This window comes from Pseudomonas sp. ArH3a (assembly GCF_022648765.1).
GTDB lineage: Bacteria > Pseudomonadota > Gammaproteobacteria > Pseudomonadales > Pseudomonadaceae > Aquipseudomonas.
Genome location: NZ_CP080330.1, coordinates 4,218,354 through 4,240,096, shown reverse-complemented (window position 1 = coordinate 4,240,096; position 21,743 = coordinate 4,218,354). Strand labels below are relative to the sequence as shown.

Annotated in this window: 24 protein-coding genes; 8 read left to right on the top strand and 16 right to left on the bottom strand. The window is 60.0% G+C overall.

Annotated elements, in window-relative coordinates; all coding sequences use genetic code 11:
* Window positions 1-31 precede the first annotated feature (31 nt).
* The 5 genes from K0P33_RS19285 to tusD are packed head-to-tail and all read right to left on the bottom strand — an operon-like array spanning window position 32 to window position 2,384.
* The gene (locus tag K0P33_RS19285; RefSeq protein WP_242150585.1) at window positions 32-1,033 is read right to left on the bottom strand and encodes a glycosyl transferase family protein; all 1,002 of its coding nucleotides are present in this window, start codon (window positions 1,031-1,033) and stop codon (window positions 32-34) included.
* A complete protein-coding gene (locus K0P33_RS19280; RefSeq protein ID WP_242150582.1) occupies window positions 1,030-1,365 on the bottom strand; it encodes a TusE/DsrC/DsvC family sulfur relay protein in 336 nt (111 codons plus the stop codon). The genes K0P33_RS19285 and K0P33_RS19280 overlap by 4 nt, the downstream gene beginning before the upstream one ends.
* A complete protein-coding gene (gene tusB, locus K0P33_RS19275; protein WP_094950642.1) occupies window positions 1,362-1,640 on the bottom strand; it encodes a sulfurtransferase complex subunit TusB in 279 nt (92 codons plus the stop codon). The genes K0P33_RS19280 and tusB overlap by 4 nt, the downstream gene beginning before the upstream one ends.
* Window positions 1,640-1,990, bottom strand: a complete 351-nt coding sequence (gene tusC, locus K0P33_RS19270; protein ID WP_094950643.1) for a sulfurtransferase complex subunit TusC — start codon at window positions 1,988-1,990, stop codon at window positions 1,640-1,642. Before tusC ends, tusB begins: the two co-directional genes overlap by 1 nt.
* 1 nt (window position 1,991) lies before the next feature.
* Window positions 1,992-2,384 carry a sulfurtransferase complex subunit TusD gene (gene tusD / locus K0P33_RS19265; RefSeq protein ID WP_242150579.1) on the bottom strand — a complete coding sequence of 131 codons (393 nt, stop codon included), beginning with the start codon at window positions 2,382-2,384 and terminating at the stop codon, window positions 1,992-1,994.
* Window positions 2,385-2,541: 157 nt separating this feature from the next.
* Here tusD and K0P33_RS19260 point away from each other — a divergent pair, with 157 nt between their 5' ends.
* Window positions 2,542-3,723, top strand: coding sequence for a CaiB/BaiF CoA-transferase family protein (locus tag K0P33_RS19260; RefSeq protein ID WP_242150576.1), 1,182 nt, complete (start codon window positions 2,542-2,544; stop codon window positions 3,721-3,723).
* A gap of 163 nt (window positions 3,724-3,886) precedes the next feature.
* Here the strand turns inward: K0P33_RS19260 and K0P33_RS19255 are convergent, their stop codons facing one another.
* Window positions 3,887-5,194 carry an IS4 family transposase gene (locus tag K0P33_RS19255; RefSeq protein WP_242150573.1) on the bottom strand — a complete coding sequence of 436 codons (1,308 nt, stop codon included), beginning with the start codon at window positions 5,192-5,194 and terminating at the stop codon, window positions 3,887-3,889.
* 363 nt (window positions 5,195-5,557) lie between these two features.
* Between K0P33_RS19255 and K0P33_RS19250 the strand changes: the two genes are divergently transcribed.
* Window positions 5,558-6,499 carry an IS110 family transposase gene (locus K0P33_RS19250; RefSeq protein WP_094953916.1) on the top strand — a complete coding sequence of 314 codons (942 nt, stop codon included), beginning with the start codon at window positions 5,558-5,560 and terminating at the stop codon, window positions 6,497-6,499.
* 858 nt (window positions 6,500-7,357) lie between these two features.
* A complete protein-coding gene (locus K0P33_RS19245) occupies window positions 7,358-8,665 on the top strand; it encodes an IS4 family transposase (RefSeq protein ID WP_242150573.1) in 1,308 nt (435 codons plus the stop codon).
* Between the two features lie 184 nt (window positions 8,666-8,849).
* On the opposite strand, the gene K0P33_RS19240 is transcribed toward K0P33_RS19245, so the two are convergent.
* Together K0P33_RS19240 and K0P33_RS19235 are read right to left on the bottom strand one after the other, a co-directional pair.
* Window positions 8,850-9,344 carry a SprT family zinc-dependent metalloprotease gene (locus K0P33_RS19240; RefSeq protein WP_056861886.1) on the bottom strand — a complete coding sequence of 165 codons (495 nt, stop codon included), beginning with the start codon at window positions 9,342-9,344 and terminating at the stop codon, window positions 8,850-8,852.
* A gap of 128 nt (window positions 9,345-9,472) precedes the next feature.
* Entirely contained in the window at window positions 9,473-10,075 is a 603-nt protein-coding gene (locus tag K0P33_RS19235; RefSeq protein ID WP_094953776.1) for a Yip1 family protein, read from the bottom strand.
* A 304-nt stretch (window positions 10,076-10,379) separates the two neighbouring features.
* Here K0P33_RS19235 and ttcA point away from each other — a divergent pair, with 304 nt between their 5' ends.
* Together ttcA and K0P33_RS19225 are read left to right on the top strand one after the other, a co-directional pair.
* Window positions 10,380-11,204: a tRNA 2-thiocytidine(32) synthetase TtcA gene (ttcA, locus tag K0P33_RS19230; RefSeq protein ID WP_094953775.1), complete on the top strand. Its 825-nt coding sequence runs from the start codon at window positions 10,380-10,382 to the stop codon at window positions 11,202-11,204.
* A gap of 67 nt (window positions 11,205-11,271) precedes the next feature.
* Window positions 11,272-11,943 carry a DNA-3-methyladenine glycosylase I gene (locus K0P33_RS19225; RefSeq protein WP_094953774.1) on the top strand — a complete coding sequence of 224 codons (672 nt, stop codon included), beginning with the start codon at window positions 11,272-11,274 and terminating at the stop codon, window positions 11,941-11,943.
* A 124-nt stretch (window positions 11,944-12,067) separates the two neighbouring features.
* On the opposite strand, the gene K0P33_RS19220 is transcribed toward K0P33_RS19225, so the two are convergent.
* The 3 genes from K0P33_RS19220 to arsC are packed head-to-tail and all read right to left on the bottom strand — an operon-like array spanning window position 12,068 to window position 13,423.
* Complete coding sequence (locus K0P33_RS19220; RefSeq protein ID WP_094953773.1) at window positions 12,068-12,475, bottom strand: DUF2069 domain-containing protein; 408 nt, start codon at window positions 12,473-12,475, stop codon at window positions 12,068-12,070.
* On the bottom strand, window positions 12,459-13,073 hold the full coding sequence (gene wrbA / locus K0P33_RS19215) for an NAD(P)H:quinone oxidoreductase (RefSeq protein ID WP_242150570.1): 615 nt from the start codon (window positions 13,071-13,073) through the stop codon (window positions 12,459-12,461). The genes K0P33_RS19220 and wrbA overlap by 17 nt, the downstream gene beginning before the upstream one ends.
* The gene (gene arsC, locus K0P33_RS19210; RefSeq protein ID WP_094953771.1) at window positions 13,070-13,423 is read right to left on the bottom strand and encodes an arsenate reductase (glutaredoxin); all 354 of its coding nucleotides are present in this window, start codon (window positions 13,421-13,423) and stop codon (window positions 13,070-13,072) included. The genes wrbA and arsC overlap by 4 nt, the downstream gene beginning before the upstream one ends.
* 116 nt (window positions 13,424-13,539) lie before the next feature.
* On the opposite strand from arsC, the gene K0P33_RS19205 reads away from it, so the two are divergent.
* Complete coding sequence (locus K0P33_RS19205) at window positions 13,540-14,001, top strand: TlpA disulfide reductase family protein (protein WP_094953770.1); 462 nt, start codon at window positions 13,540-13,542, stop codon at window positions 13,999-14,001.
* A 115-nt stretch (window positions 14,002-14,116) separates the two neighbouring features.
* Here the strand turns inward: K0P33_RS19205 and K0P33_RS19200 are convergent, their stop codons facing one another.
* From K0P33_RS19200 to K0P33_RS19185, 4 genes are all read right to left on the bottom strand, one after another.
* A complete protein-coding gene (locus tag K0P33_RS19200) occupies window positions 14,117-14,521 on the bottom strand; it encodes an META domain-containing protein (protein WP_242150567.1) in 405 nt (134 codons plus the stop codon).
* Window positions 14,518-14,958: a hypothetical protein gene (locus tag K0P33_RS19195; protein WP_242150562.1), complete on the bottom strand. Its 441-nt coding sequence runs from the start codon at window positions 14,956-14,958 to the stop codon at window positions 14,518-14,520. Before K0P33_RS19195 ends, K0P33_RS19200 begins: the two co-directional genes overlap by 4 nt.
* A 71-nt stretch (window positions 14,959-15,029) precedes the next feature.
* Entirely contained in the window at window positions 15,030-16,019 is a 990-nt protein-coding gene (locus tag K0P33_RS19190) for a 2-hydroxyacid dehydrogenase (RefSeq protein ID WP_242150560.1), read from the bottom strand.
* A 139-nt stretch (window positions 16,020-16,158) separates the two neighbouring features.
* Complete coding sequence (locus K0P33_RS19185) at window positions 16,159-18,912, bottom strand: response regulator (protein ID WP_242150557.1); 2,754 nt, start codon at window positions 18,910-18,912, stop codon at window positions 16,159-16,161.
* A gap of 205 nt (window positions 18,913-19,117) precedes the next feature.
* On the opposite strand from K0P33_RS19185, the gene K0P33_RS19180 reads away from it, so the two are divergent.
* Together K0P33_RS19180 and K0P33_RS19175 are read left to right on the top strand one after the other, a co-directional pair.
* Window positions 19,118-19,843 (top strand): response regulator transcription factor, encoded by a 726-nt coding sequence (locus K0P33_RS19180; protein WP_094952296.1) that lies wholly within the window; start codon window positions 19,118-19,120, stop codon window positions 19,841-19,843.
* On the top strand, window positions 19,830-21,200 hold the full coding sequence (locus K0P33_RS19175; protein ID WP_242156081.1) for a sensor histidine kinase: 1,371 nt from the start codon (window positions 19,830-19,832) through the stop codon (window positions 21,198-21,200). The genes K0P33_RS19180 and K0P33_RS19175 overlap by 14 nt, the downstream gene beginning before the upstream one ends.
* 3 nt (window positions 21,201-21,203) lie before the next feature.
* On the opposite strand, the gene K0P33_RS19170 is transcribed toward K0P33_RS19175, so the two are convergent.
* On the bottom strand, window positions 21,204-21,719 hold the full coding sequence (locus K0P33_RS19170) for a DUF2062 domain-containing protein (RefSeq protein WP_242150554.1): 516 nt from the start codon (window positions 21,717-21,719) through the stop codon (window positions 21,204-21,206).
* Between the last annotated feature and the right edge of the window lie 24 nt (window positions 21,720-21,743).

Sequence of the window (21,743 nt, the reverse complement as noted above, 5' to 3'; positions counted from 1 at the left end):
AAAAGCGCAAAGACCGGGCGTGAATAATCGATTAAATCGATTTGTCCCGTGCGTCCCAGTATTGCTGGGCCAATTCGAAGGCCTGCACGCGTGGGTGGCCGAGGCCGCGCAAGGCCAGGGCCATGGTGGCAATCAGGGCCAGTTGCGGGTAGCTGTCTTCGATATCGCCACGCCAGAGCGCCTTCAACTGTTCAGGCTCAAGGGTCGCGGGTTTGACATGGCGTTGAGCGGAGAGCGCAGGCCACTCTTCGTCCCAGCTTGCGCCGCCGGTGGTGCCATACAGGTGGCTGATCGTGTCCGGGTTGATCTCGACCTCGCCGCCATCGCCTTTGACCACAATCACGTTGTCGCCAAGCAGGCCGCTGGCATCGCGGTGCACGCCCTGGTAGCCAGGGTGGAAAATACTTTGCAGGCCGCAACGGGCGCTCAGCGGGTTGAGCAAGCGCGCCAGCGAGTGGATCGGCGAGCGCAGGCCCAGGGTGTTGCGCAGGTCGATCATGCGCTGCAATGGCGGCGCCCAGTCACCCAGCGGGATAAACGCCAGGTTGCCTTGCTCAAAAGCCGTCTCGACCTGCTGCCAGTTACGGCACAGCGGGATTTGCAAACCTTCCAGCAATTGCTCGGTGTACAACCGGCCAGCGGTATGGGCGCCACCGCCATGCATAAGGATGCGTACACCGTTTTGCGCCAGGCACTTGGCTGCCAGCAAATACCACGGCAGGTGGCGCTTTTTACCGGCGTAGGTTGGCCAGTCGACATCCACGTTCAGCGCCGGCGCATTCAAACGCTCGCGCACGGCCTCGGTGAAACCGGCGAGTTCTTCCGGGCTTTCTTCCTTGTGGCGCAGCAACATCAGGAAGGCGCCGAGCTGGGTGTCTTCGACTTTTTCGTCGAGCAGCATGCCCATGGCTTCGCGGGCTTCCTCACGGGTCAGGTTGCGCGCGCCGCGTTTGCCTTTGCCCAAGATGCGCACGAACTGCGCAAACGGGTGCTCGGCAGGGGTTTCAAGGGTCAGCGGGGCAAAGTCGGTCATAAGCAATTCGTCGGCCTGGGCAGGCCCGCCAGCTTGGCGGCGAGTTTGGCGGGAGTGCCGTTAAACAGTTTGTTTAAGTGCAGGCTGTTGCCCTTTTCCGGGCCCAGCTTCAAGGCGGTGTACTTGATCAGCGGGCGCGTGGCGGGGGACAGCTGGAATTGTGCATAGAAACCGCGCAGCAGTTCGAGGATTTCCCAGTGCGCGGCGGTCAATTCCAAGGGTTCGCCTGCGGCCAAGGCTGTGGCGACCTCGGCGGACCAGTCATTCAGGTCGACGAGGTAGCCGTCCTTGTCCAGTTCGAGGGTGCGTGAGCCTACGGTCAAGGTGTTCATAGCCAGGTGTTGACCTTGTCGTAATCGATCGACAGCTGCACAAAGCCTGGGTAGTCCACGCTGTCGGCCCAGTCCGGTAGCGGCAAGTTGCGCGCCTGCATGTCTTCGGCCAGCACAAAGACCTTCAGGCCCTTGGTTTGCAGGGCCGGGTTGTGAAGGCCATAGGCGCCGTCGCCGCACAGCAGGATCGCGTCGGCGGCGCCGCACACGCGCAGGCAACTGGCGAGGCGGCTGTCGGTAAACGGGGAGTGAGACACCACATGTAAAGTCGACATCAGAGGGTAATCACCTGGTCGTAACGGTCAATCAGCTTGGAAATATCGTTGCTGCTCATGGCTTGAGCGCTGGCGGGAGGTGTGAGCCCGCGCTCGGCCAGGCTGTGGCTGCAGGCGAACACTTCATCAATGCCGAACAGGCCCAGTGCCTGCAGGTTGGCGCTGAGGTCTTTTTGCTGCACGGCCTTGGCGTTTTGGTGCGGCGCCAGTTGAAACACGCCGTCGTCCATAAACAGCAGGCCAATCGGCAGATCGAACGCGCCACCGGCCAGCACGATATCCAGTGCTTCACGCGCACTCGGCCCGGACCACGGTGCCTGGCGGCTGATCACCAATAAGGATTTGGACATGTCACGGCCCTCCAAAACAGATCAGGCGGTCGGCGGCCTGGGCGGCGTCATGCAACTGCCCAAGGCCCGACAGCGCCCACGGCGCAGCCAGGTTCACCGCGCTGCGTTGATAACGCGTGGCTTCTTCGTTGTTCAGCACGCCACGGCGCAAGGCCGCGGCGATGCACACCACGCCGTCGAGCTGATGCTGGCTGACGAACTCGCGCCATTGCCGGGCGATGTCTTGCTCATCCTGGGGCGCAACGATGTTATTGGCGGCGCTGTACACGCCGTCCTGATAAAAAAACAGCCGCACAATCTCATGCCCACCGGCAAGCGCCGCCTGGGCGAACAGCAAGGCGCGGCGCGAGGAGGGCGCGTGGGCGGCGGAAAACAGCGCAATCGCAAACTTCATGGAGCACTCTGCAAATAAACGTGGGCCAATGATAAAGCCGCCGCCGCGAAAAAGCCCGCCGTGATCAAAACGGTCACTGTCGCTGATCGTTCTGACGATTGCCGGTAGCACTAAGCCTGCCTACGCTGTGGGCATTCAAAACCGAATTGGAGTGCTCATGTCAGGTCCCTTGGCGTCCCTCAAAGTGCTGGATTTTTCCACCTTGCTGCCTGGCCCCTTCGCGTCCTTGATGCTGGCGGACATGGGCGCAGAAGTGTTGCGCATCGAATCGCCCACGCGCATGGACTTGTTGCGGATCCTGCCGCCCCATGATCAGGGCACGTCGGCGAGCCATGCCTACCTCAATCGCAACAAACGCAGCTTGGCGCTGGACCTCAAGCAGGCCGAGGCGCTGGAGATTGTGCGGGCGCTGGTCAAGGACTACGACATCGTCCTGGAGCAGTTCCGCCCTGGGGTGATGGAGCGTCTGGGGTTGGGTTATGCGGCGTTGAAGGCGATCAATCCCAGGCTGATTTATGTGTCGATCACCGGCTACGGTCAGACGGGGCCTTATAAGGACCGCGCTGGGCACGATATCAACTACCTCGCGCTGGCGGGCATCGCCAGTCACACCGGGCGCCAGGACAGCGGGCCACTGCCGCTGGGCGTGCAATTGGCGGATGTCGGCGGTGGCTCGCTGCACGCGGTGGTGGGTTTGCTGGCGGCGGTGATTGCGCGGCAGCACAGCGGGGTCGGCCAATACCTGGACGTGAGCATGACCGATTGTTCGTTCAGCCTGAACGCCATGGCCGGCGCCGGTTACCTGGCCTGTGGGGTCGAGCCGGGTTGGGAAACCCATGTGCTTAACGGTGGCAGTTTCTATGATTACTACTGCTCCCGGGATGGGCGCTGGATGTCGGTCGGTAGCCTGGAACCCGCGTTTATGCAGCAAATGTGCGCGGCCTTGGGGCGGCCGGAGTTGGCAGCGCAAGGCCTGTCTCCCCAGCCGGAACAGCAAAAAGCCCTCAAGCGGGCGCTGCAGGTTGAGTTTGAAAAGCGCAGCTTTGATGAATTGTGCGAGCTGTTTGCCGGGGTGGATGCGTGTGTGGAGCCGGTGCTCCGTTTGAGTGAAGCGGTGGAGCATCCGCAGCTGAAAGCGCGGGAGTTGGTCAGCCAGGTGCCACGCGGCGATGGCTCGGCCCAGGCGCAAATCGCCTGCCCGTTGAAATTTTCAGAGGGGTTGCCAGAGCCTCGGCATATTGGTGCGGCGGTGGGGGCGCATACGGATGAAGTGTTGGCTGAGCTGGGGATAGATGCTCAGCGGATAGCCGAGTTGCGTCGTGCCAGGGTGGTTGGGTAGGGCCTGGGCATGGGTATCTACGCAACTTTTTATGGGGTGAATTCTTGGGTTGTCGCGGGGGCGCTGGGTACATATCCGTTATTTGGGTAACGGCTGCTATGGGTTCCGCTCTTACAGCCATGCCTTTCAAGGTCTGCGTTTAAAAGTTCGTTTAAAGCAGTGTTTAAGTCTGTTTATCCGACTTGGCAGCCTTAAGCACCCGAGCTGTTGAAACATGAGCCCGTGCGGCCTTACCTTCCAGCCACTCCTTGGGTTTGGCGACTTTAGGGCCGCGCGGGCTTTTCGCGACGGCCTTAGGTTTGATCAACCTCGCCAGGGCCAGTAACCGCTCTGCCAACCCTTGCGAGGTCTTTTCGAGAGGGAAGTTTTCCGCCGGTAATGCGATCTGCATTCCCTCATAACCGCTGCGAACGTGCACCGCCAAATGGTAAATCGAAGCCTCCCAACTCGCTGGCTGCGTTTCGCGGTGCGCCTGTTCCACACTGCGTTTGAGAACCGACAAAACGTTGTAAGCCAGAACCGCCGAGGCGAAGCCCAGCAGCGCGGCTTTAGGGCTACCAAGGCTCTTAATCTCACTGTCGAGCACCGATTCAAGGCGTTGGAACATCCCTTCAATACTCCAGCGGCGGCGGTATAAATCAGCTATTTGTCGAGCGCTGATGGTGTCGGGCAAATTGCTCCAGAACCACATCACCAAATCACCTGAGTCATTTGCCGTTTGCAGGCTCAACTCAACGCGTCGCCAGCGGCGACCGCCTTTTACTTCGATGGTTTGTTCGCGAACGGTTCCGGTGTCGACGGTCCCTGACTCTTGCCAGTCGCCTTCCTGGATCACACGTGGATGTTTGCTGTGTTGGCGAACGATGAACGAGGCCCCTGTGTTTTCGCAGGCTTGCAGGACAGGCAGCGTGCAATAAAGTCGGTCAGCCATCCATAGTTGACCCGCGCTTGCGCGGGCCAACAGCGGTAGAACACTGACCCGCTCGCTGGCATGGGCGTCTTCCCAAGGCTGAAGATCGACGACTAAATCCAGATCAGGATCGTAGGCCACTACGGAAAACCCTGGGCGAGCCGCAGCTCGCTCGCTGCGCAAAGGGCCTAAACGTTTTTCAGTGGCCGGTAGGTGGTTGCCATCGACAATGCGCAACTGCCAGCCGGGTAGTATCGATGAGTGGCCGAGCGTTTTGATGGTTGGTTCTAAACGCTCTGCGCTGCCTGAGATGAGGGCTCGAAGCACCTCGGGTTCGGTCCGATTGATCTTGTCATAGAGCGCCGCAACGCTCACCGAAAGGCCCTCCATCTTACGCGCTGCAGCGTGCAGTGATGGCCTCAAGCCCAATGAAACAAGGGACATCAGCTCTACAACGGTTGAAAACAAGAGCTCACGGGAGTACTGGCGTTGTCGGTGGTCATTGAACACCTTGTCAACCCACTCGGCAGGTACGGCCTGCTCCAATACCAGCTTGGTCATGACACTGGCCGGCGCCTGCTTTTCAAACCGTTCTAGAACCTTTTCCCACATCGTTTCGTCATCCTGACTAAAGTATTTGTTTATGTTTTAAACCAAGACCTTGAAAGGCATGGCTCTTACAGCGGGTCACTTTTGGAAAAGAGCCCCAAAAGTAACCAAAAGGGCTCTTGCCCCACCACTCGGCACCTCGCTTAGGCTCGGTGTGCCCTTGTAAGATGATTTTCATCTGCTTCAGACCGTTATGCCCTCGGATTTCGAGATCGTGAGTGAGCGTGGGTCGAAGCAGATTCCTTCCTAAACTAGTCCGAACGGTTGCCAGGGCGCGAAGCCCGATTCTGCAAGGTTGGACGTGAGGAAAACACCATGGACCATGACTCTGCGTTTGTCGGAATTGATGTTTCCAAAAACAAGCTCGACTCATTTGTCAGCACCACTGGCCAAGTCGAACAGTTTTTCAATACTCAAGAAGATATCCAGCGTTTAGCTAAACATCTCAAGGCTCAGGAGCCGGTTTTGGTGGTGTTGGAAGCAACTGGGGGATATGAGCGGCTTGCGGCTGCGGAGCTTTGCGCTGCGGGACTGCCAGTCGTTGTCGTCAACCCCCGCCAGGTGCGTGATTTCGCCAAAGCTACCGGTCGGTTGGCTAAAACCGATGCTCTGGATGCCCAGGTGATTGCGGAGTTTGCCCAGGCGGTCAAACCCGAGATTCGAGAGATGCCAGATGAACACACTCGTGAGCTGGCAGATCTACTCACTCGACGCCGCCAACTCATCGACATGATCGTGGCGGAGGAGTCTCGGCTGAAGCAGGCGGTATTCAAGGCACTTCGAAGAGACATCAAGGCACATATCACCTGGCTTCAAAAGCGGCTTAAAAGCACAGACGATGACTTGCACGAAGCCATCAAGGCTTCCCCGGTCTGGAAGGCCAATTATGATTTGCTACGCGAGGTCGCTGGTGTTGGCAACGTGCTCGCACTTTCGCTGCTGGCGATGGTTCCGGAGCTGGGCAAGGTTAATCGCAAACAAGTGGCTGCCTTGGTTGGTGTGGCGCCTTTTAACTGCGATAGCGGCCTCTACAAAGGGCGTAGACGGATATGGGGTGGTCGAGCTGAGGTTCGAAGTGTGCTTTACATGGCCGTCTTGTCCTCGAAGAGCCATAACCCGGTGATCGAGAGGTTCTACAACCATCTGCTTGCTGCAGGAAAGACGAAGAAAGTAGCGCTGGTTGCATGCATGAGAAAGCTGCTGACGATCTTGAATGCGATGGTGCGCGATCAAAAGCATTTCGCTGAAATGGCTTGAATTTCGACACGGTTGCTCACTCCGGCTTTGGAGCGGGGGCCGCCGCCATGGGCCATCCTTGGCCCATCGCGGCTAAACCGGCGTCCTGCCGGTTTACCCCCGCTCCAAAGCCTGCGTTCGGCCAGCGTGGTTTAACGGGGCGCCTAAGATCAAGATCAAAAGCAAGAGCACGGCGGCCTAGTAGCCGACCTGAGTGGTTAAATCAAAAGCAAGGCCGAGGCGGCCTGACAGCCGACCTGATATTTGAAACTGAACTCAATCTAATGTGGGAGCTGGCTTGCCTGCGATGGCATCGGCTGGTTATGCCTGACACACCGAGGTGCTTGCATCGCAGGCAAGCCAGCTCCCACAGAAAAGCAGAGCACTGCGGTGCTGGCAGCCAAGCCCGCTCCCACAGTTGGATCTCGGTACATCAGACAGAGAGTGTGCTGCTGTGCTTTTGCCCTGCTTTTGCTTCTACCACTCAGGTCGGCTACTAGGCCGCCGTGCTCTTGCTTTTGATCTGCTTTTGATCTTGATCTGAGGCGCCCCGTTAACCACGATGGCCGAACGCAGGCTTGAATCCGTGGGTAACCCGGCAGGACGCCGGGTTAGCCGCGATGGGCCAAGGATGGCCCATGGCGGCGGCCCACGGATTCAAGCCGGAGTGAGGGCATGCCGAGCCTAGGCGAGGCACCGAGTGGTGGGGCAAGAGCCCTTTTGGTTACTTTTGGGGCTCTTTTCCAAAAGTGACCCGCCGTAAGGGCCATGCCTTTCAAGGTCTTGGTTTAAAACATAAACAAATACTTTAGTCAGGATGACGAAACGATGTGGGAAAAGGTTCTAGAACGGTTTGAAAAGCAGGCGCCGGCCAGTGTCATGACCAAGCTGGTATTGGAGCAGGCCGTACCTGCCGAGTGGGTTGACAAGGTGTTCAATGACCACCGACAACGCCAGTACTCCCGTGAGCTCTTGTTTTCAACCGTTGTAGAGCTGATGTCCCTTGTTTCATTGGGCTTGAGGCCATCACTGCACGCTGCAGCGCGTAAGATGGAGGGCCTTTCGGTGAGCGTTGCGGCGCTCTATGACAAGATCAATCGGACCGAACCCGAGGTGCTTCGAGCCCTCATCTCAGGCAGCGCAGAGCGTTTAGAACCAACCATCAAAACGCTCGGCCACTCATCGATACTACCCGGCTGGCAGTTGCGCATTGTCGATGGCAACCACCTACCGGCCACTGAAAAACGTTTAGGCCCTTTGCGCAGCGAGCGAGCTGCGGCTCGCCCAGGGTTTTCCGTAGTGGCCTACGATCCTGATCTGGATTTAGTCGTCGATCTTCAGCCTTGGGAAGACGCCCATGCCAGCGAGCGGGTCAGTGTTCTACCGCTGTTGGCCCGCGCAAGCGCGGGTCAACTATGGATGGCTGACCGACTTTATTGCACGCTGCCTGTCCTGCAAGCCTGCGAAAACACAGGGGCCTCGTTCATCGTTCGCCAACACAGCAAACATCCACGTGTGATCCAGGAAGGCGACTGGCAAGAGTCAGGGACCGTCGACACCGGAACCGTTCGCGAACAAACCATCGAAGTAAAAGGCGGTCGCCGCTGGCGACGCGTTGAGTTGAGCCTGCAAACGGCAAATGACTCAGGTGATTTGGTGATGTGGTTCTGGAGCAATTTGCCCGACACCATCAGCGCTCGACAAATAGCTGATTTATACCGCCGCCGCTGGAGTATTGAAGGGATGTTCCAACGCCTTGAATCGGTGCTCGACAGTGAGATTAAGAGCCTTGGTAGCCCTAAAGCCGCGCTGCTGGGCTTCGCCTCGGCGGTTCTGGCTTACAACGTTTTGTCGGTTCTCAAACGCAGTGTGGAACAGGCGCACCGCGAAACGCAGCCAGCGAGTTGGGAGGCTTCGATTTACCATTTGGCGGTGCACGTTCGCAGCGGTTATGAGGGAATGCAGATCGCATTACCGGCGGAAAACTTCCCTCTCGAAAAGACCTCGCAAGGGTTGGCAGAGCGGTTACTGGCCCTGGCGAGGTTGATCAAACCTAAGGCCGTCGCGAAAAGCCCGCGCGGCCCTAAAGTCGCCAAACCCAAGGAGTGGCTGGAAGGTAAGGCCGCACGGGCTCATGTTTCAACAGCTCGGGTGCTTAAGGCTGCCAAGTCGGATAAACAGACTTAAACACTGCTTTAAACGAACTTTTAAACGCAGACCTTGAAAGGCATGGCCGTAAGGGCGGAACCAATAGCCGCCGTTACCGCAGCAACGGATATGTACTCATATCTACCTAAAAAACTCGTCATCGGCCTAGCACGACACAAAAAGGATACCGATGCTGCGATGGGGCCATCACAGACACCAGCAATCACTCCACCCGAGTTTCCCCGGTGTACACCAAGGTATGCCGGCAGCGCCGACACAAATACCGTCGCCCCTGGTTTACCAACCCATGGCGCTGGGCCGAAAACGGGAAATCGCTGTCGGCACACGGGCAGCGGTAGATATACCGGGTCACTTGCCGACGTTTGATTTCATAGGTGTGGCAGCGATCCGGCGGCAGTTCGTAAACCCCACGCATGATCAATTGCCATTCCTCACCATGGGGCTGAATGCGCTCGCCAAACAATTGGTGGGCGATCAGGTGCGCCACTTCGTGGGCCACGGTCTGTTTAAGGAAATGTTGGCTGTTTTCGCGGTACAACTGTGGGTTGAAGCGCAGCAGGTTCTCGTGCAAATGCGCGACACCGGCCTTCTGGCCCCGCAGCTTGAGGCTGACCTGGGGGCGTTTGAAGCTTCGTTTAAAAAAGGATTCGGCTTGCAGGAAACAATCTTCGACGCGGGTATTGAGTTGCTCGGGCATGCTGACCATCTCTCCAGAGGCGTCCAGTATGCCGCAAAAGCCGGTGTTTCCGAATCTGTCAGGCGCCGAATGGTCATGCATAACGCACAAAGCCACCTTGCGGTGGCTTTGCCTACGGTTTTATCCGCCTAGTTGGTGTAAATCGGGCCAACGCCCAAGCCCCAGACAATCACGGTAAACGCCATGATTGCCACCAGCACCACCAAACCTACAGCGAGCACTGAACTGGAAAACAGGAAGCCCTCGTCGGGGTCGATGCTCATGAACGTTGGCAGCCCGACATAGAGCAGGTACACCGTGTAACAGATAGCCGCTGTGCCCACGACCATCCCCAGCCACATATGCGGATAGAGCGCTGACAGCCCGCCGATAAACAGCGGTGTCGCGGTGTAGGTGGCAAACGCCACACAGCGCGCCATGCTGGGGCTGGCGTCGTAGGTACGGGCCATCCAGTGAATGAACGCGCCCATCACCGCCACGCCGCCGAGCATGGCTGCGTACGACATGATCGTCATCCACAACGCACTTTCCTGGGTCAACATGACCGGGGCACGGTTGCCGATGACCCAGCCGACCTGTGTGGTGCCGATAAACGCGGAAACGGCGGGGATCGCCGCCAGAATCAGGGTGTGAGTGAGGTACATGTGGCCGATACTTTCTTCTTTATCGCCACGAATTTCCCGCCATTCCTGGTCGGGATGGGTAAACAGCCCCACGACGTGATGGATCATGCCAGTCACTCCTGTCGTTATTACCATCGCCCCCCATCGGAGCGCCCACGGGCCAAATGGCCTCAAAGGTCCTGGATAGTTATATGCGACCTTAAGTCACAGTATAGGAAGTGATGACCGGAAAAACTGTAGGGCTTTAGAGCAAATTGCGCTGTAAACAGTGGCGCTAATCGCGCTGAGGTCTGTCAGTAATGACTCGGTCGACTGTGGGCGCTGGCTTGCCTGCCCCCACATTGGAACTCGGTCAGTCATGAAGGTAAAATAACCGGCTTTTCGTCACACACCTTTAGCGGATCCAAGCGCCATGGGCACTCTTACGGTCAACCAGAACAAACTGCAAAAACGCCTGCGTCGCCTGGCCGGTGAAGCGGTCGCCGATTTCAACATGATCGAGGAGGGCGACAAGATCATGGTCTGCCTCTCCGGCGGCAAAGACAGCTACACCCTGCTTGACGTGCTGTTGCACCTGCAAAAGGTCGCACCGATCAAGTTCGAGATCGTCGCCGTCAACATGGACCAGAAACAACCAGGCTTTCCCGAGCATGTATTGCCGGCCTATCTGAAAGCATTGGGCATCGAGTACCACATCGTCGAAAAAGACACCTACTCGGTGGTCAAGGAGCTGATCCCGGAAGGCAAGACCACCTGCTCGCTGTGCTCGCGCCTGCGCCGTGGCACGCTGTACACTTTTGCCGATGAGATCGGCGCGACCAAGATGGCGCTCGGTCACCACCGCGATGACATCGTCGAAACCTTCTTTCTCAATATGTTCTTCAACGGCTCGCTCAAGGCTATGCCGCCCAAGCTGCGCGCCGATGACGGGCGCAACGTGGTGATCCGCCCGCTGGCGTATTGCAACGAGAAGGACATCCAGGCCTACTCAGACCTCAAGCAATTCCCGATCATCCCGTGCAACCTGTGCGGCTCCCAGGAGAACCTGCAGCGCCAGGTGGTCAAGGACATGCTGGTGGACTGGGAGCGCAAGACCCCGGGCCGTACCGAAAGCATCTTCCGCAGCCTGCAGAATGTGCAGCCGTCGCAGTTGGCTGACCGCAACCTGTTCGACTTCACCCGCCTTAAAATCGACGAGACTGCCGCCTCGCGTTTCGTCAATGTTGTGAACCTCTAAGACGTTTCAACGCTCTGAAAGACGGCGCTCACGGGCGCCGTTTTCAATTCAATTGCCAGGAGAGGGCATGCGCGATTACAAGTGGCTGCACGAATATTGTCTGAACCGCTTCGGTTCAGCGGCCGAGCTGGAAGCCCACCTGCCTGTACCCAAGACCCCGGCGCAATTGCGCAAGATCAGTGATGATCGCTACCTCTCGACCCTGGCGCTGCGCGTATTCCGTGCAGGCTTGAAGCACAGCGTGGTGGACGGCAAGTGGCCGGCGTTCGAGCAGGTTTTCTTCGGCTTCGACCCGGAAAAGGTCGTGCTGATGGGCGCCGAGCACCTGGAGCGGCTGATGCAGGACACGCGCATCATCCGTCACCTGGGCAAGCTCAAGAGCGTGCCGCGCAATGCGCAGATGATCCTCGACATCGAGCAGGAAAAGGGCAGCTTCGGCGCGTTTATCGCCGAGTGGCCGGTGACCGATATCGTCGGGTTATGGAAATACCTGAGCAAGCACGGCCACCAGTTGGGCGGGCTGTCGGCGCCGCGTTTCTTGCGCATGGTGGGCAAAGACACGTTTGTGCCGAGCTATGACGTGGTGGCGGCGTTGAATGCGCAGAAGATTGTCGACAAGGCGCCGACCAGCCTGCGGGATTTGGCGACGGTGCAGGGCGCGTTCAACCAATGGCATGCCGAGAGTGGCCGGCCGATGTGCCAGTTGTCGATGATGTTGGCTTACACCGTCAACCATTGAGACCGAGGTGATGCCTTCGCGAGCAAGCCCGCTCCCACATTCGACCGCATTCCAAAGGATGTACGCGGACAAATGTGGGAGCGGGCTTGCTCGCGAAGACTGACTATCAGGCGCCGAATCGCTATCAGGCCTCAGCCAACCGCCGATTCAACTGATGCCGCCACCGCACATACAACAACGCGGTGCAAAACACCGCCAGGCTCGCGAGCATTTCCAGCACCCCGAACCACTGTCGGTTCGGGTCATACGCGGCCAGCGCGCCCTTGATGAAATACAAATTCACCGCAAAGCACATCCACGAATGCCCGCGTGCGCTGCCCAGCAGCATCCCCGGCGCCAGCACCAGCAGCGGCACCAGTTCGATCAGCAGGATCACCCACGGGCGCGCGCCGTGCAGGTCGGCGATGAACAGGTAATACCCGCACAGCAACCCCACCAACCCAAGAAACGCCAGCAGGCTCAGCGCGCGTGCGACCTTGACCCGGGGTTCCAGCCACGCCTGGGGCGGTAGGACCTTAGGCTTTCTGGCCACGGCCGTTCTCCAACAGTGTGGCGGTGTTGGCCAGGCGCAGGCCGAGGGCGCGGCACAGGGTGATTTCGTGCGGGTCGAGCAGGCGCCTGCCGTCGGGCCCGGCGTGGTGGCTGGCGCCATACGGCGTGCCGCCGCCCTGGGTGTCGAGCAGCGCTTGTTCGCTGTAAGGCAGGCCAGTGATCAGCATGCCGTGGTGCAGCAACGGCAACAGCATCGACATCAGCGTGGTTTCCTGGCCGCCGTGCAAGCTGGCGGTGGAGGTGAACACGCCGGCCGGCTTGCCGACGAGGGCGCCGGTCAGCCACAGGTTGCTGGTGCCGTCGAGGAAATACTTGAGCGGCGCGGCCATGTTGCCAAAACGCGTCGGGCTGCCAAGGGCCAGGGCCGAGCAGTTTTTCAGGTCATCGAGGCTTGCATACAGCGCGCCTTCGTCCGGAATGCTTGGCGCCACGGCTTCGCACTCGGTAGAAATCGCCGGCACGGTACGCAGTCGCGCTTCCATCCCGCCCTGCTCGATGCCCCGGGCAATCTGCCGGGCCATTTCGCTCACCGAGCCATTGCGGCTGTAATACAACACCAGCACATACGGCGCGGTCACGGCAGCAGCTCCAGCACGTTTTCCGGCGGGCGGCCAATGACGGCTTTATCGGCGGTTTCCAGGATCGGGCGTTCCATCAGCTTGGGATGTTCGGCGATGGCAACAATCAGTTGCGTTTCACTGAGGCTGGCGTCGGCCAGGTTGAGGGTTTTGTATTCGTCTTCGCCGGTGCGCAGCAGTTGGCGCGCGCTGATGCCCAGTTTGGTCAGCAGGGCCTTTATTTGCGCGGCATTCAGCGGCGTTTCCAGGTAGCGCACGACGGTGGGATTCAGGCCGCGGGCTTCCAGCAGTTCGAGCGCACCGCGGGATTTCGAACAGCGCGGGTTGTGATAAAGCGTCAGATCGGTCATGTGCGGGTCGCATCTTGCGTAAGGTGGCGGGTATTCTACCTGCGCAGCGTCCCGTCCTTAAACCGTAAGAGGCGATAGGTCGCAGCCAACGTTCATTTTTTGCGAAGGATTATCCCATGACAAGGCGACTGATCGGTGCATTGGCGATCATCACAACCCTGCTGCTAAGCGGCTGCGGTAACGACTACGGCGTTGACCAGTACGGCAAGAAAGTCGCGTCCGAACGCTTGGACAAGCAATGGGCGGTGGTCAACTACTGGGCCGAATGGTGTGGCCCGTGCCGCACGGAAATTCCGGAACTCAATGCCCTGGCCGAGCAGTTGAAAGGGCAAAACGTCGGCGTGTTCGGGGTTAACTTCGACAATGTGCAGGGTGAAGAGCTCAAGGCCGCCAGCGAGAAGCTGGGAATCAAGTTCACCGTGCTGGCCCAGAACCCTGAAGCGATTTTTGATATTCCGCGCAGCGAGGCATTGCCGGTGACCTACATCATTGATGACAAGGGCAAGGTGCGGGAACAGTTGATGGGTGAGCAGACGGCGGAAGGGGTGCTCGCCAAACTTAAAGCCTTACGCGGTTAAAAGTGTTGGAGTGGGCTTGCCTGCGATGCGGGCGACCCGGTACGTCTGTGATACCGAGTCGATGCTATCGCAGGCAAGCCAGCTCCCACAGAAAGCCAGTTTGCAATTAAGGCGATCAGCCTTCTTCAAGCCACAGGCGAATAGGCTTGCCTTCAGCCGGCCAGAAGCGCGTCTGTTCAATCGGCGAGATATCCCAACGCTGCACGCCTTGCAGGGCCTGGAAGAAGCGGTGCTCCTGCTCCATCAAGGCCTCGGCGCAGAGTTTGCGGGTGCTGCCGATCTTGCCGAAGTTCAGCTTTTCACCCTCGACGGTGTACGGTGCAAACCAGTGGTTGCAGCCGCCATTGCCGTAGGCGCGACCATCGGCGCCGAGGGTGACGGTCAGGTGCGCGTAATCCATCAGCGGCCGTTCGCCAATCCATTCCACCACGTAGCTGTGGTCCTGCTTGAGCTTCACCGCATCGCCGGCGCAGCCGGTTAGGCCAACCCCGACGGCCGCGAGTAGAAGCAGGCCTTTCATTGCGCGGCCTGCTGGCATTTCGGGCAGCGGTGCTTGTCGCCTTCGCTGGCCCAGCCCAGTTCCTTGATGCGCGCGTTGGCAGCCGGCTGCAGCGGCTCTTTGGTCAGCTTGGTTTCCACCGCGAATTCAAACTCCAGCACGCTCTCGCAGCTGTCGCAATTGACCTTCCAGGTGTGAATCTCCAGCTCGCCGAACTTCGGCCCGTGGCCCATGGCGACCCATTGGCCCGCCGGGCGGATGGAGTAGCGCGCGTCACCTTCGACGGTCAGGCGCATCGACAGGGTTTTACTGCCGCGCAGGGTGACGATCAGCACGTCGCCGTGCTTGATCGAGCCACCGTTGCCAGTGACTTGATAACGGCCCGGCACCAGGGCGCGGCATTCGATCAGGGTGTGTTGCGGGCTCAGCAAGCTGAAGCGGAAATCGTGTTCGGCCATGGATCCTCCAAATAGGCGCGGCATCCTATCACGGGTGCCGGCCCATCATGAGCCTGGTATGTGACCGCTGATCAACCTTCGACTCGATTTTGCGGCTGGCCCAAGGCCCATGCGGCAATGTTGCTCAACGTGGTGCCGGCAATCGCCGCCAGGGCCTCGCGGGTAAGGAACGCCTGGTGCGCGGTGATGATTACGTTGGGGAAGGTCAGCAGGCGCGCGAGTACGTCGTCCTGCAGCGGCAGGTCGGAACGGTCCTCGAAAAACAGCTGGGCTTCCTCCTCGTATACATCTAACCCCAGGTAGCCGAGCTGGCCGTCCTTGAGCGCTTCGATCAAGGCCGGGGTGTCCACCAGGCCGCCGCGACCGGTGTTGATCAGCATCGCACCACGTTGCATCTGTGCCAGGGAACCGGCGTTGATCAGGTGTTTGCTGTCGGCGGTCAGCGGGCAGTGCAGGCTGATGATCTGTGCTTGCGCCAGCAGCTCGGGCAGGCTTACGTAGTGGGCGCCGAGGGCCTGGACCTGCGGGTTGGGGAAGGGGTCGTAGGCCAGCAATTGGCAGCCGAACCCGGCCATGATCTTGGCGAAGGTGGCGCCGATCTGCCCGGTGCCGACCACGCCGACCGTTTTACCCACCAAGTCGAAACCGGTCAGCCCGTGCAGGCTGAAATCGCCATCGCGGGTGCGGTTGTAGGCGCGGTGCAGGCGGCGGTTGAGAGCGAGGATCAGGGCCACGGCATGTTCGGCCACCGCGTGGGGCGAGTAGGCCGGCACGCGCACGATGGTCAGGCCTAGGCGCTGGGCGGCGGGCAGGTCGACATGGTTGTAACCGGCCGAGCGCAGGGCAATCAGGCGGGTACCGCCTTTGGCCAACTGCTCCAGCACCGGGGCGCTGAGGTCATCGTTGATAAAGGCGCAGACCACTTCGTGGTGTTCGGCCAGGGCCACGGTGTCGAGGTTGAGCCGGGCGGGCTGAAATTGCAGCTCAATGCCTGCCGGCAGCGGCTCGCCGAGAAAACTGTCGCGGTCGTAGGTCTGGCTGCTGAAAAGAATGACGCGCATGAAAAAAGCTTCCTGCTCTCACTGAATTAATACATAACCCCTGTGGGAGCGGGCTTGCCCGCGATGGCGGCGCCTCAGTCGCGTGGGGAGTCGACTGACGCACCGCTATCACGGGCAAGCCCGCTCCCACAGAGAAGCTTTAGACGCTGACGCGCGCCTCACTGGCCAACCGGGCAATCGCCATGTCCAGCTCATCCAAGGCGGCCATGGCCTTGGCATCGTCTTGCTTGAGCAAGGTTTCCGCGCGTTGGCAGGCGGCGCGCAATTGCGGCACGCCGCAGTAGCGCGTGGCGCCGTGCAGGCGGTGGACACGTTCAATCAGAGCGTTGTTGTCATTGGCTTCGCGCGCAACGGTAATCGCCAGGCGGTCAGCTTCCAGAGACGCCAGCAACATGGCGAGCATATCGGCGGCCAGGTCGGCCTTGTTGGCAGCCAGGCGCAGGCCTTCCTCATGGTCCAGCACCAGCAGTTTTGTGCTGGCGCCCAGGCCGTCAGCCGCGCGATCCGGGCCTTGGTTGCGTAGGGCCAGGCCGGTCCATTTCAGCACCACTTGGGCCAGTTGGCGTTCGCTGATGGGTTTGGTCAGGTAATCGTCCATGCCGCTTTGCAACAGGGCGCGTTTTTCGTTGGCCATGGCGTGGGCGGTGAGGGCGACTACCGGCAACGGCGTGCCGTGGCGCTCGCTTTCCCATTGGCGGATTGCCTCGGTGCTTTGGCGGCCGTCCATGCCGGGCATTTGTACGTCCATCAATACCAAGTCGAACGTTTCCTGCTTCACTGCGTCGACAGCGGCATAACCGCTTTCCACCGCCTGGACCTTGGCGCCCATATCTTCGAGCAGGGTTTGCACCAGCAGCAGGTTGGCAGGGTTGTCGTCCACGCAAAGCACGCGTGGCGCACGGCTGGACAGTGGCTCGCCGGGTTCGTTGCGCGTAGGGCGTGGGCTGATCAGGTCGGCGAGGGCGCGACGCAGCTTGCGTGTGCACGCAGGCTTGGCCTGCAATTGGCTGTTGGGGTTGGGCACCGATTCGTTGAACAACATCTGTTCGGTGGTCGGGCACAGCACCAGCACTTTGCAGCCCAGGTGCTCAAGGTCCCACAGGTGCTGGTTGAGGCGCTCGGGCGGAATGTCATTGGCGGTCACGCCGAGTACCGCCAGGTCAATCGCCTGTTCTGTTTGATGCGCGCTGGTGATGCCGTTGGTCAGGCTTTCCAGGGTGTTGAACGGCGTGACTTCCAGGCCGCAGTCTTCCAGCTGATGTTGCAGCGCCTGGCGTGCCAGTTCGTGGTTTTCCAGCACGGCCACGCGGCGGCCGAGCAGCGGCGGGGAGGGCAGATCGTCGACGTCGTCGCGGGTCTTGGGCAGGTTAAGGCTGATCCAGAATTCCGAGCCTTCGCCCGGTGTGCTGTCGACGCCGATTTCGCCGCCCATCTGCTCAATCAAGCGCTTGGAAATCACCAGGCCCAGGCCGGTGCCGCCCGGTTGGCGCGACAGCGAGTTGTCGGCCTGGCTGAAGGCTTGGAACAACGCGCGTACATCTTGGTTCGACAGGCCAATGCCGGTGTCCTGCACGCTGATGCGCAGTTGCACGCTGTCTTCCTGTTCGTCCTCGATCATCGCCCGGGCCACGATGGTGCCTTCGCGGGTGAACTTGATCGCATTGCTGATCAGGTTGGTGAGGATCTGCTTGAGGCGCAACGGGTCGCCGACCAGCGCCAGCGGGGTGTCGCGGTACACCAGGCTGACCAGTTCGAGCTGCTTGGCATGTGCCGCGGGTGCGAGGATGGTCAGGGTGTCTTGCAGCAAGTCGCGCAGGTTGAACGGCACGCTGTCGAGGACCAGCTTGCCGGCTTCGATTTTTGAGAAATCAAGGATTTCGTTGATGATGCCCAGCAGGTTGTCGGCGGACTTTTCGATGGTGCCCAGGTAATCCAATTGGCGCGGCGACAGTTCGCTTTTTTGCAACAAGTGAGTGAAGCCGAGGATGCCGTTGAGCGGCGTGCGGATTTCATGGCTCATGTTGGCCAGGAACTCCGACTTGATACGGCTGGCTTCCAGGGCTTCCTTGCGTGCCAGGTCCAGTTCGATGTTCTGGATTTCGATGGTTTCCAGGTTCTGGCGCACGTCTTCAGTGGCCTGGTCGATGCTGTGTTGCAGTTCTTCCTGGGCATTTTGCAGGGTCTCGGCCATGCGGTTGATGCCCGAAGCGAGCTGGTCCAATTCCTGGCTGCCCAACGGCGGCAAGCGGGTTTCCAGGTTGCCGTCCTTGAGTTGAGCCACGGCCTGTTTGATCTGGCCGATCGGTGAGTTGATCGTGCGGCTGATGCGCATTGCCAGCGCCGCGGTGCAGATCAGGCCGATGGCGATCAATAGCAGGCTGGCGAACAGGCTGCGATAGCCACGCAGCAGCATGCCATTGTGCGACAGTTCCACCTCGACCCAACCCAGCAGGCGGTCGGCTTCATCGGGAATCAACTCGCCCGCGAGGTTGCGATGGCGGCCAAACACCGGTAGCAGGTAGCGCGTAGCGTCATTGCCGGTGCGCTGCAGCAGGTGGGAACTGTTGCCGATGGGCGGCTGGTTGAGCATGGTCGGGCCGGCGTGGGCCAGGGGCGAGCGGTCCGGCGCCAGGAACGACACGGCGCGCACGTCCGGTTGTTCCAGGGATTGGGTGGCGATGCGTTCCAGCAAGTCCGTGTTTTTACTGCTCAGGGCCGGGGCCACCAACGGCGCCAGTTGTTCGGCGATCATTTCGCCGCGTTGCAGCAACTGGGTTTGCAACTCCGAGAGCTGCATCCAGGTGAAATAGCCCCCCAACAACAGGGCCATCAGGCTGGTCGGTAACAAGGTCAGCAACAGTACGCGGCCTTTTATCCCCATTCTTCTAAGCACGCCACTCTCCTGCTACCACATGGTTTTCAATTATCCACGCGGGCATCCGGCCCACGCCACCTGCGCAGTGTAGCCATTTGCGCAGTCTGGAATCTCGCAAATTAATCACAGAGCGCAATCTTCGGGCCATTGGGGGCCGGGTGGCGATTGCCTGTGGCCGTTTAATCTTGAATAATCGGCCATTGAGAATGACTTGCAGACGCTAATGAATCCCGCAGTTGGCTTACCCAGTATCCTGACAATCGAAGATGACCCTGTGCTTGGCGCCTACGTCCATGAGCACCTGGGTCGCTGTGGCTTCCAGGTTACTTGGTGCCAGGACGGCCAGCAGGGCCTGCAAATGGCCCGCGATCAGGCGTTTGACGTAGTGTTGATGGATATCCTGCTGCCGGGGTTGGACGGGTTGTCGATCCTCACGCACCTGCGCCAGAGCCATGCGACCCCGGTGATCCTGATGTCGGCCCTGGGCGCGGAAGCCGATCGCGTCAGCGGTTTTCGCCTCGGCGCCGACGACTACCTGCCCAAGCCGTTCAGCATGATCGAACTGCGGGTGCGCATCGAAGCCATCCTGCGCCGCGTGGCCCTCGACCGCCGTTCGTTGCCGAGCCTCTCGCCGCCACGCGACGACACCCGCACGCTGCGCTTTGACGATCAATTGTGCGACGTCTTTTATCAGGGCCACTTTGCCGGGCTGACTCGCAGCGAATATCGCCTGCTGGAAACCCTGCACCGTAATGCCGACGAAGTCCTCAGCAAAGCCTTCCTCTATCAGCACGTATTGCAGCGTGGTTACGCAGCCCACGACCGTAGCCTCGACATGCATATCAGCCAGATTCGTCGCAAGCTCAAGGCCATCGGCTACGTCGAGCAAGCAGTGCGCACGGTGTGGGGCAAGGGCTATGTGCTGAGCGGTCATGATGAAGCGCTTTGAGCGGCTGCTCAAACAGTTGCCCGGTAAGCATTCGTTATTCTGGAAGCTCGCCTGCCTGTTGATTGCCTTCTGTTTGCTGATGATCTGGCTCAGTTGGTCCTGGGGCCGGTACATGGAACAGCAAAATGCCTACCTGGCCGACGAGTCGCGCGAGATTCTGCGCAGCTATGCGGCCGGTGCCGAGCTGGCGTGGAGCACCCAGGGCAGTGCGGGCGTCGATGCCTGGCTGCAACTGATGGCCACGCGCGAAACCACGTGGATCGGTGTGATCGGCAATGACTTGCAATCGTTGAGCAGCACGCCGTTGAGTAACAAGGAAAGCCAGCGTTTGACCTTCTTGCGCGGGCTGGAGTGGCCGGTCAGCCGGCATGTCAAAGGCCTGCCGTGGTTGAAAATCCCGTTTCCAGTGGACCCGGGCGTCGGCTCGCTAGTGATTGAATTGCCGCAACGCTTCAAGCCTGGGCGCTATCAACTGTTCTGGCGGGTGGTAACCAATGGCGTGATCCCCGGCCTGTTTACCTTGTTGCTGTGCGTGGGCCTCTATCGCCTGCTGATCATGCCCCTTAACCAACTGCGCGAGCAGGCCAATGCCTGGCGCGCTGATCAATTGCACACGCGCATGTCTCGCGAGGCCACCAGTCGCCAGGATGAGTTGGGCGAACTGGGCCGCGCCTTTGATCACATGTCCGAGCGGTTGCAGGGCACGGTGGTGTTGCAGCAACAGCTGTTGCGGGACATGTCCCATGAACTGCGTACGCCGCTGAGCCGTTTGCGCGTGGCCTGTGACAGCGAGCAGGATCTGGCGCAGTTGCGCGAGCGGCTGGGGCGCGAAGTCGACGCCATGCAACGGCTGGTGGAAGACAGCCTGCAACTGGCCTGGCTGGACAGCGAAAGAACCCCGCTGCCCAATGAAGAGATTCAGCTCCAGGCGTTGTGGGACATGCTCCGGGAAAACGCCTGTTTTGAAAGTGGCTGGCCAGCCTCGCGCTTGCCTTGCCTGTTGGCGGGCGACTGCTGGGTGCGCGGCAACCTGAATGCACTGGCCCAGGCCGTGGAAAATATCCTGCGCAACGCCATTCGGCATTCTCCCGCGCACGGGCTGGTCACGCTGGACGGGTGCCGAGAAGGTGATTATTGGCACATCTGGCTGGAGGATCAGGGCGGCGGCATTGATGAGCAAGACCTGGAACGTATCTTCGCGCCCTTTACCCGTTTGGACGGCTCACGGCCCGGTGATGGCGGTTTTGGGCTGGGCCTGAGCATCGCGCGCAACGCCGTGCAGCGCCAGGGTGGCCGCTTGTGGGCGGAAAATGCCGGGCAAGGTTTGCGGGTGCACCTGCGCCTGCTGGCCCGCTAATCTTCAAGCGCGGCGCTGTTTGCGTTTCTTCCACTGGTGCGCAACCCACCAACGCCAATAGCCCATGGTCAGGCAATAAGCCAGTGCGCCCAGCACCACCCCCAGCACCACCGAGCCCAGCAGAAACGGCTGCCACAGCGTGCTCAACTGGCTGCTGATCCATTCCCAGGTCAGGTGGTCGGGCAGGCTGCGCGGCGGCACATTCATCAGCCAGGCGCCGGTCATGTAGGTGCAAATAAACACCACCGGCATGGTGATCGGGTTGGTCAGCCATACCAGGCTGACGGCGATGGGCATATTGCCGCGCACCGCAATCGCCAGGAACGCCGCCAACAACATCTGCAAGGGAATCGGGATAAATGCCGCGAACAAACCCACCGCCATGGCGCGCGCCACCGAGTGCCGGTTCAGGTGCCAGAGGTTGGGGTCATGCAGCAGCGTGCCGAGAAATCGTAAGGACTTGTGTTCCTTGATACTCGTGGGATCGGGCATGTACCGTTTGAATAAGCGCCGGGGCATAAGGGGTCCAGGTCAGTTCGAGGG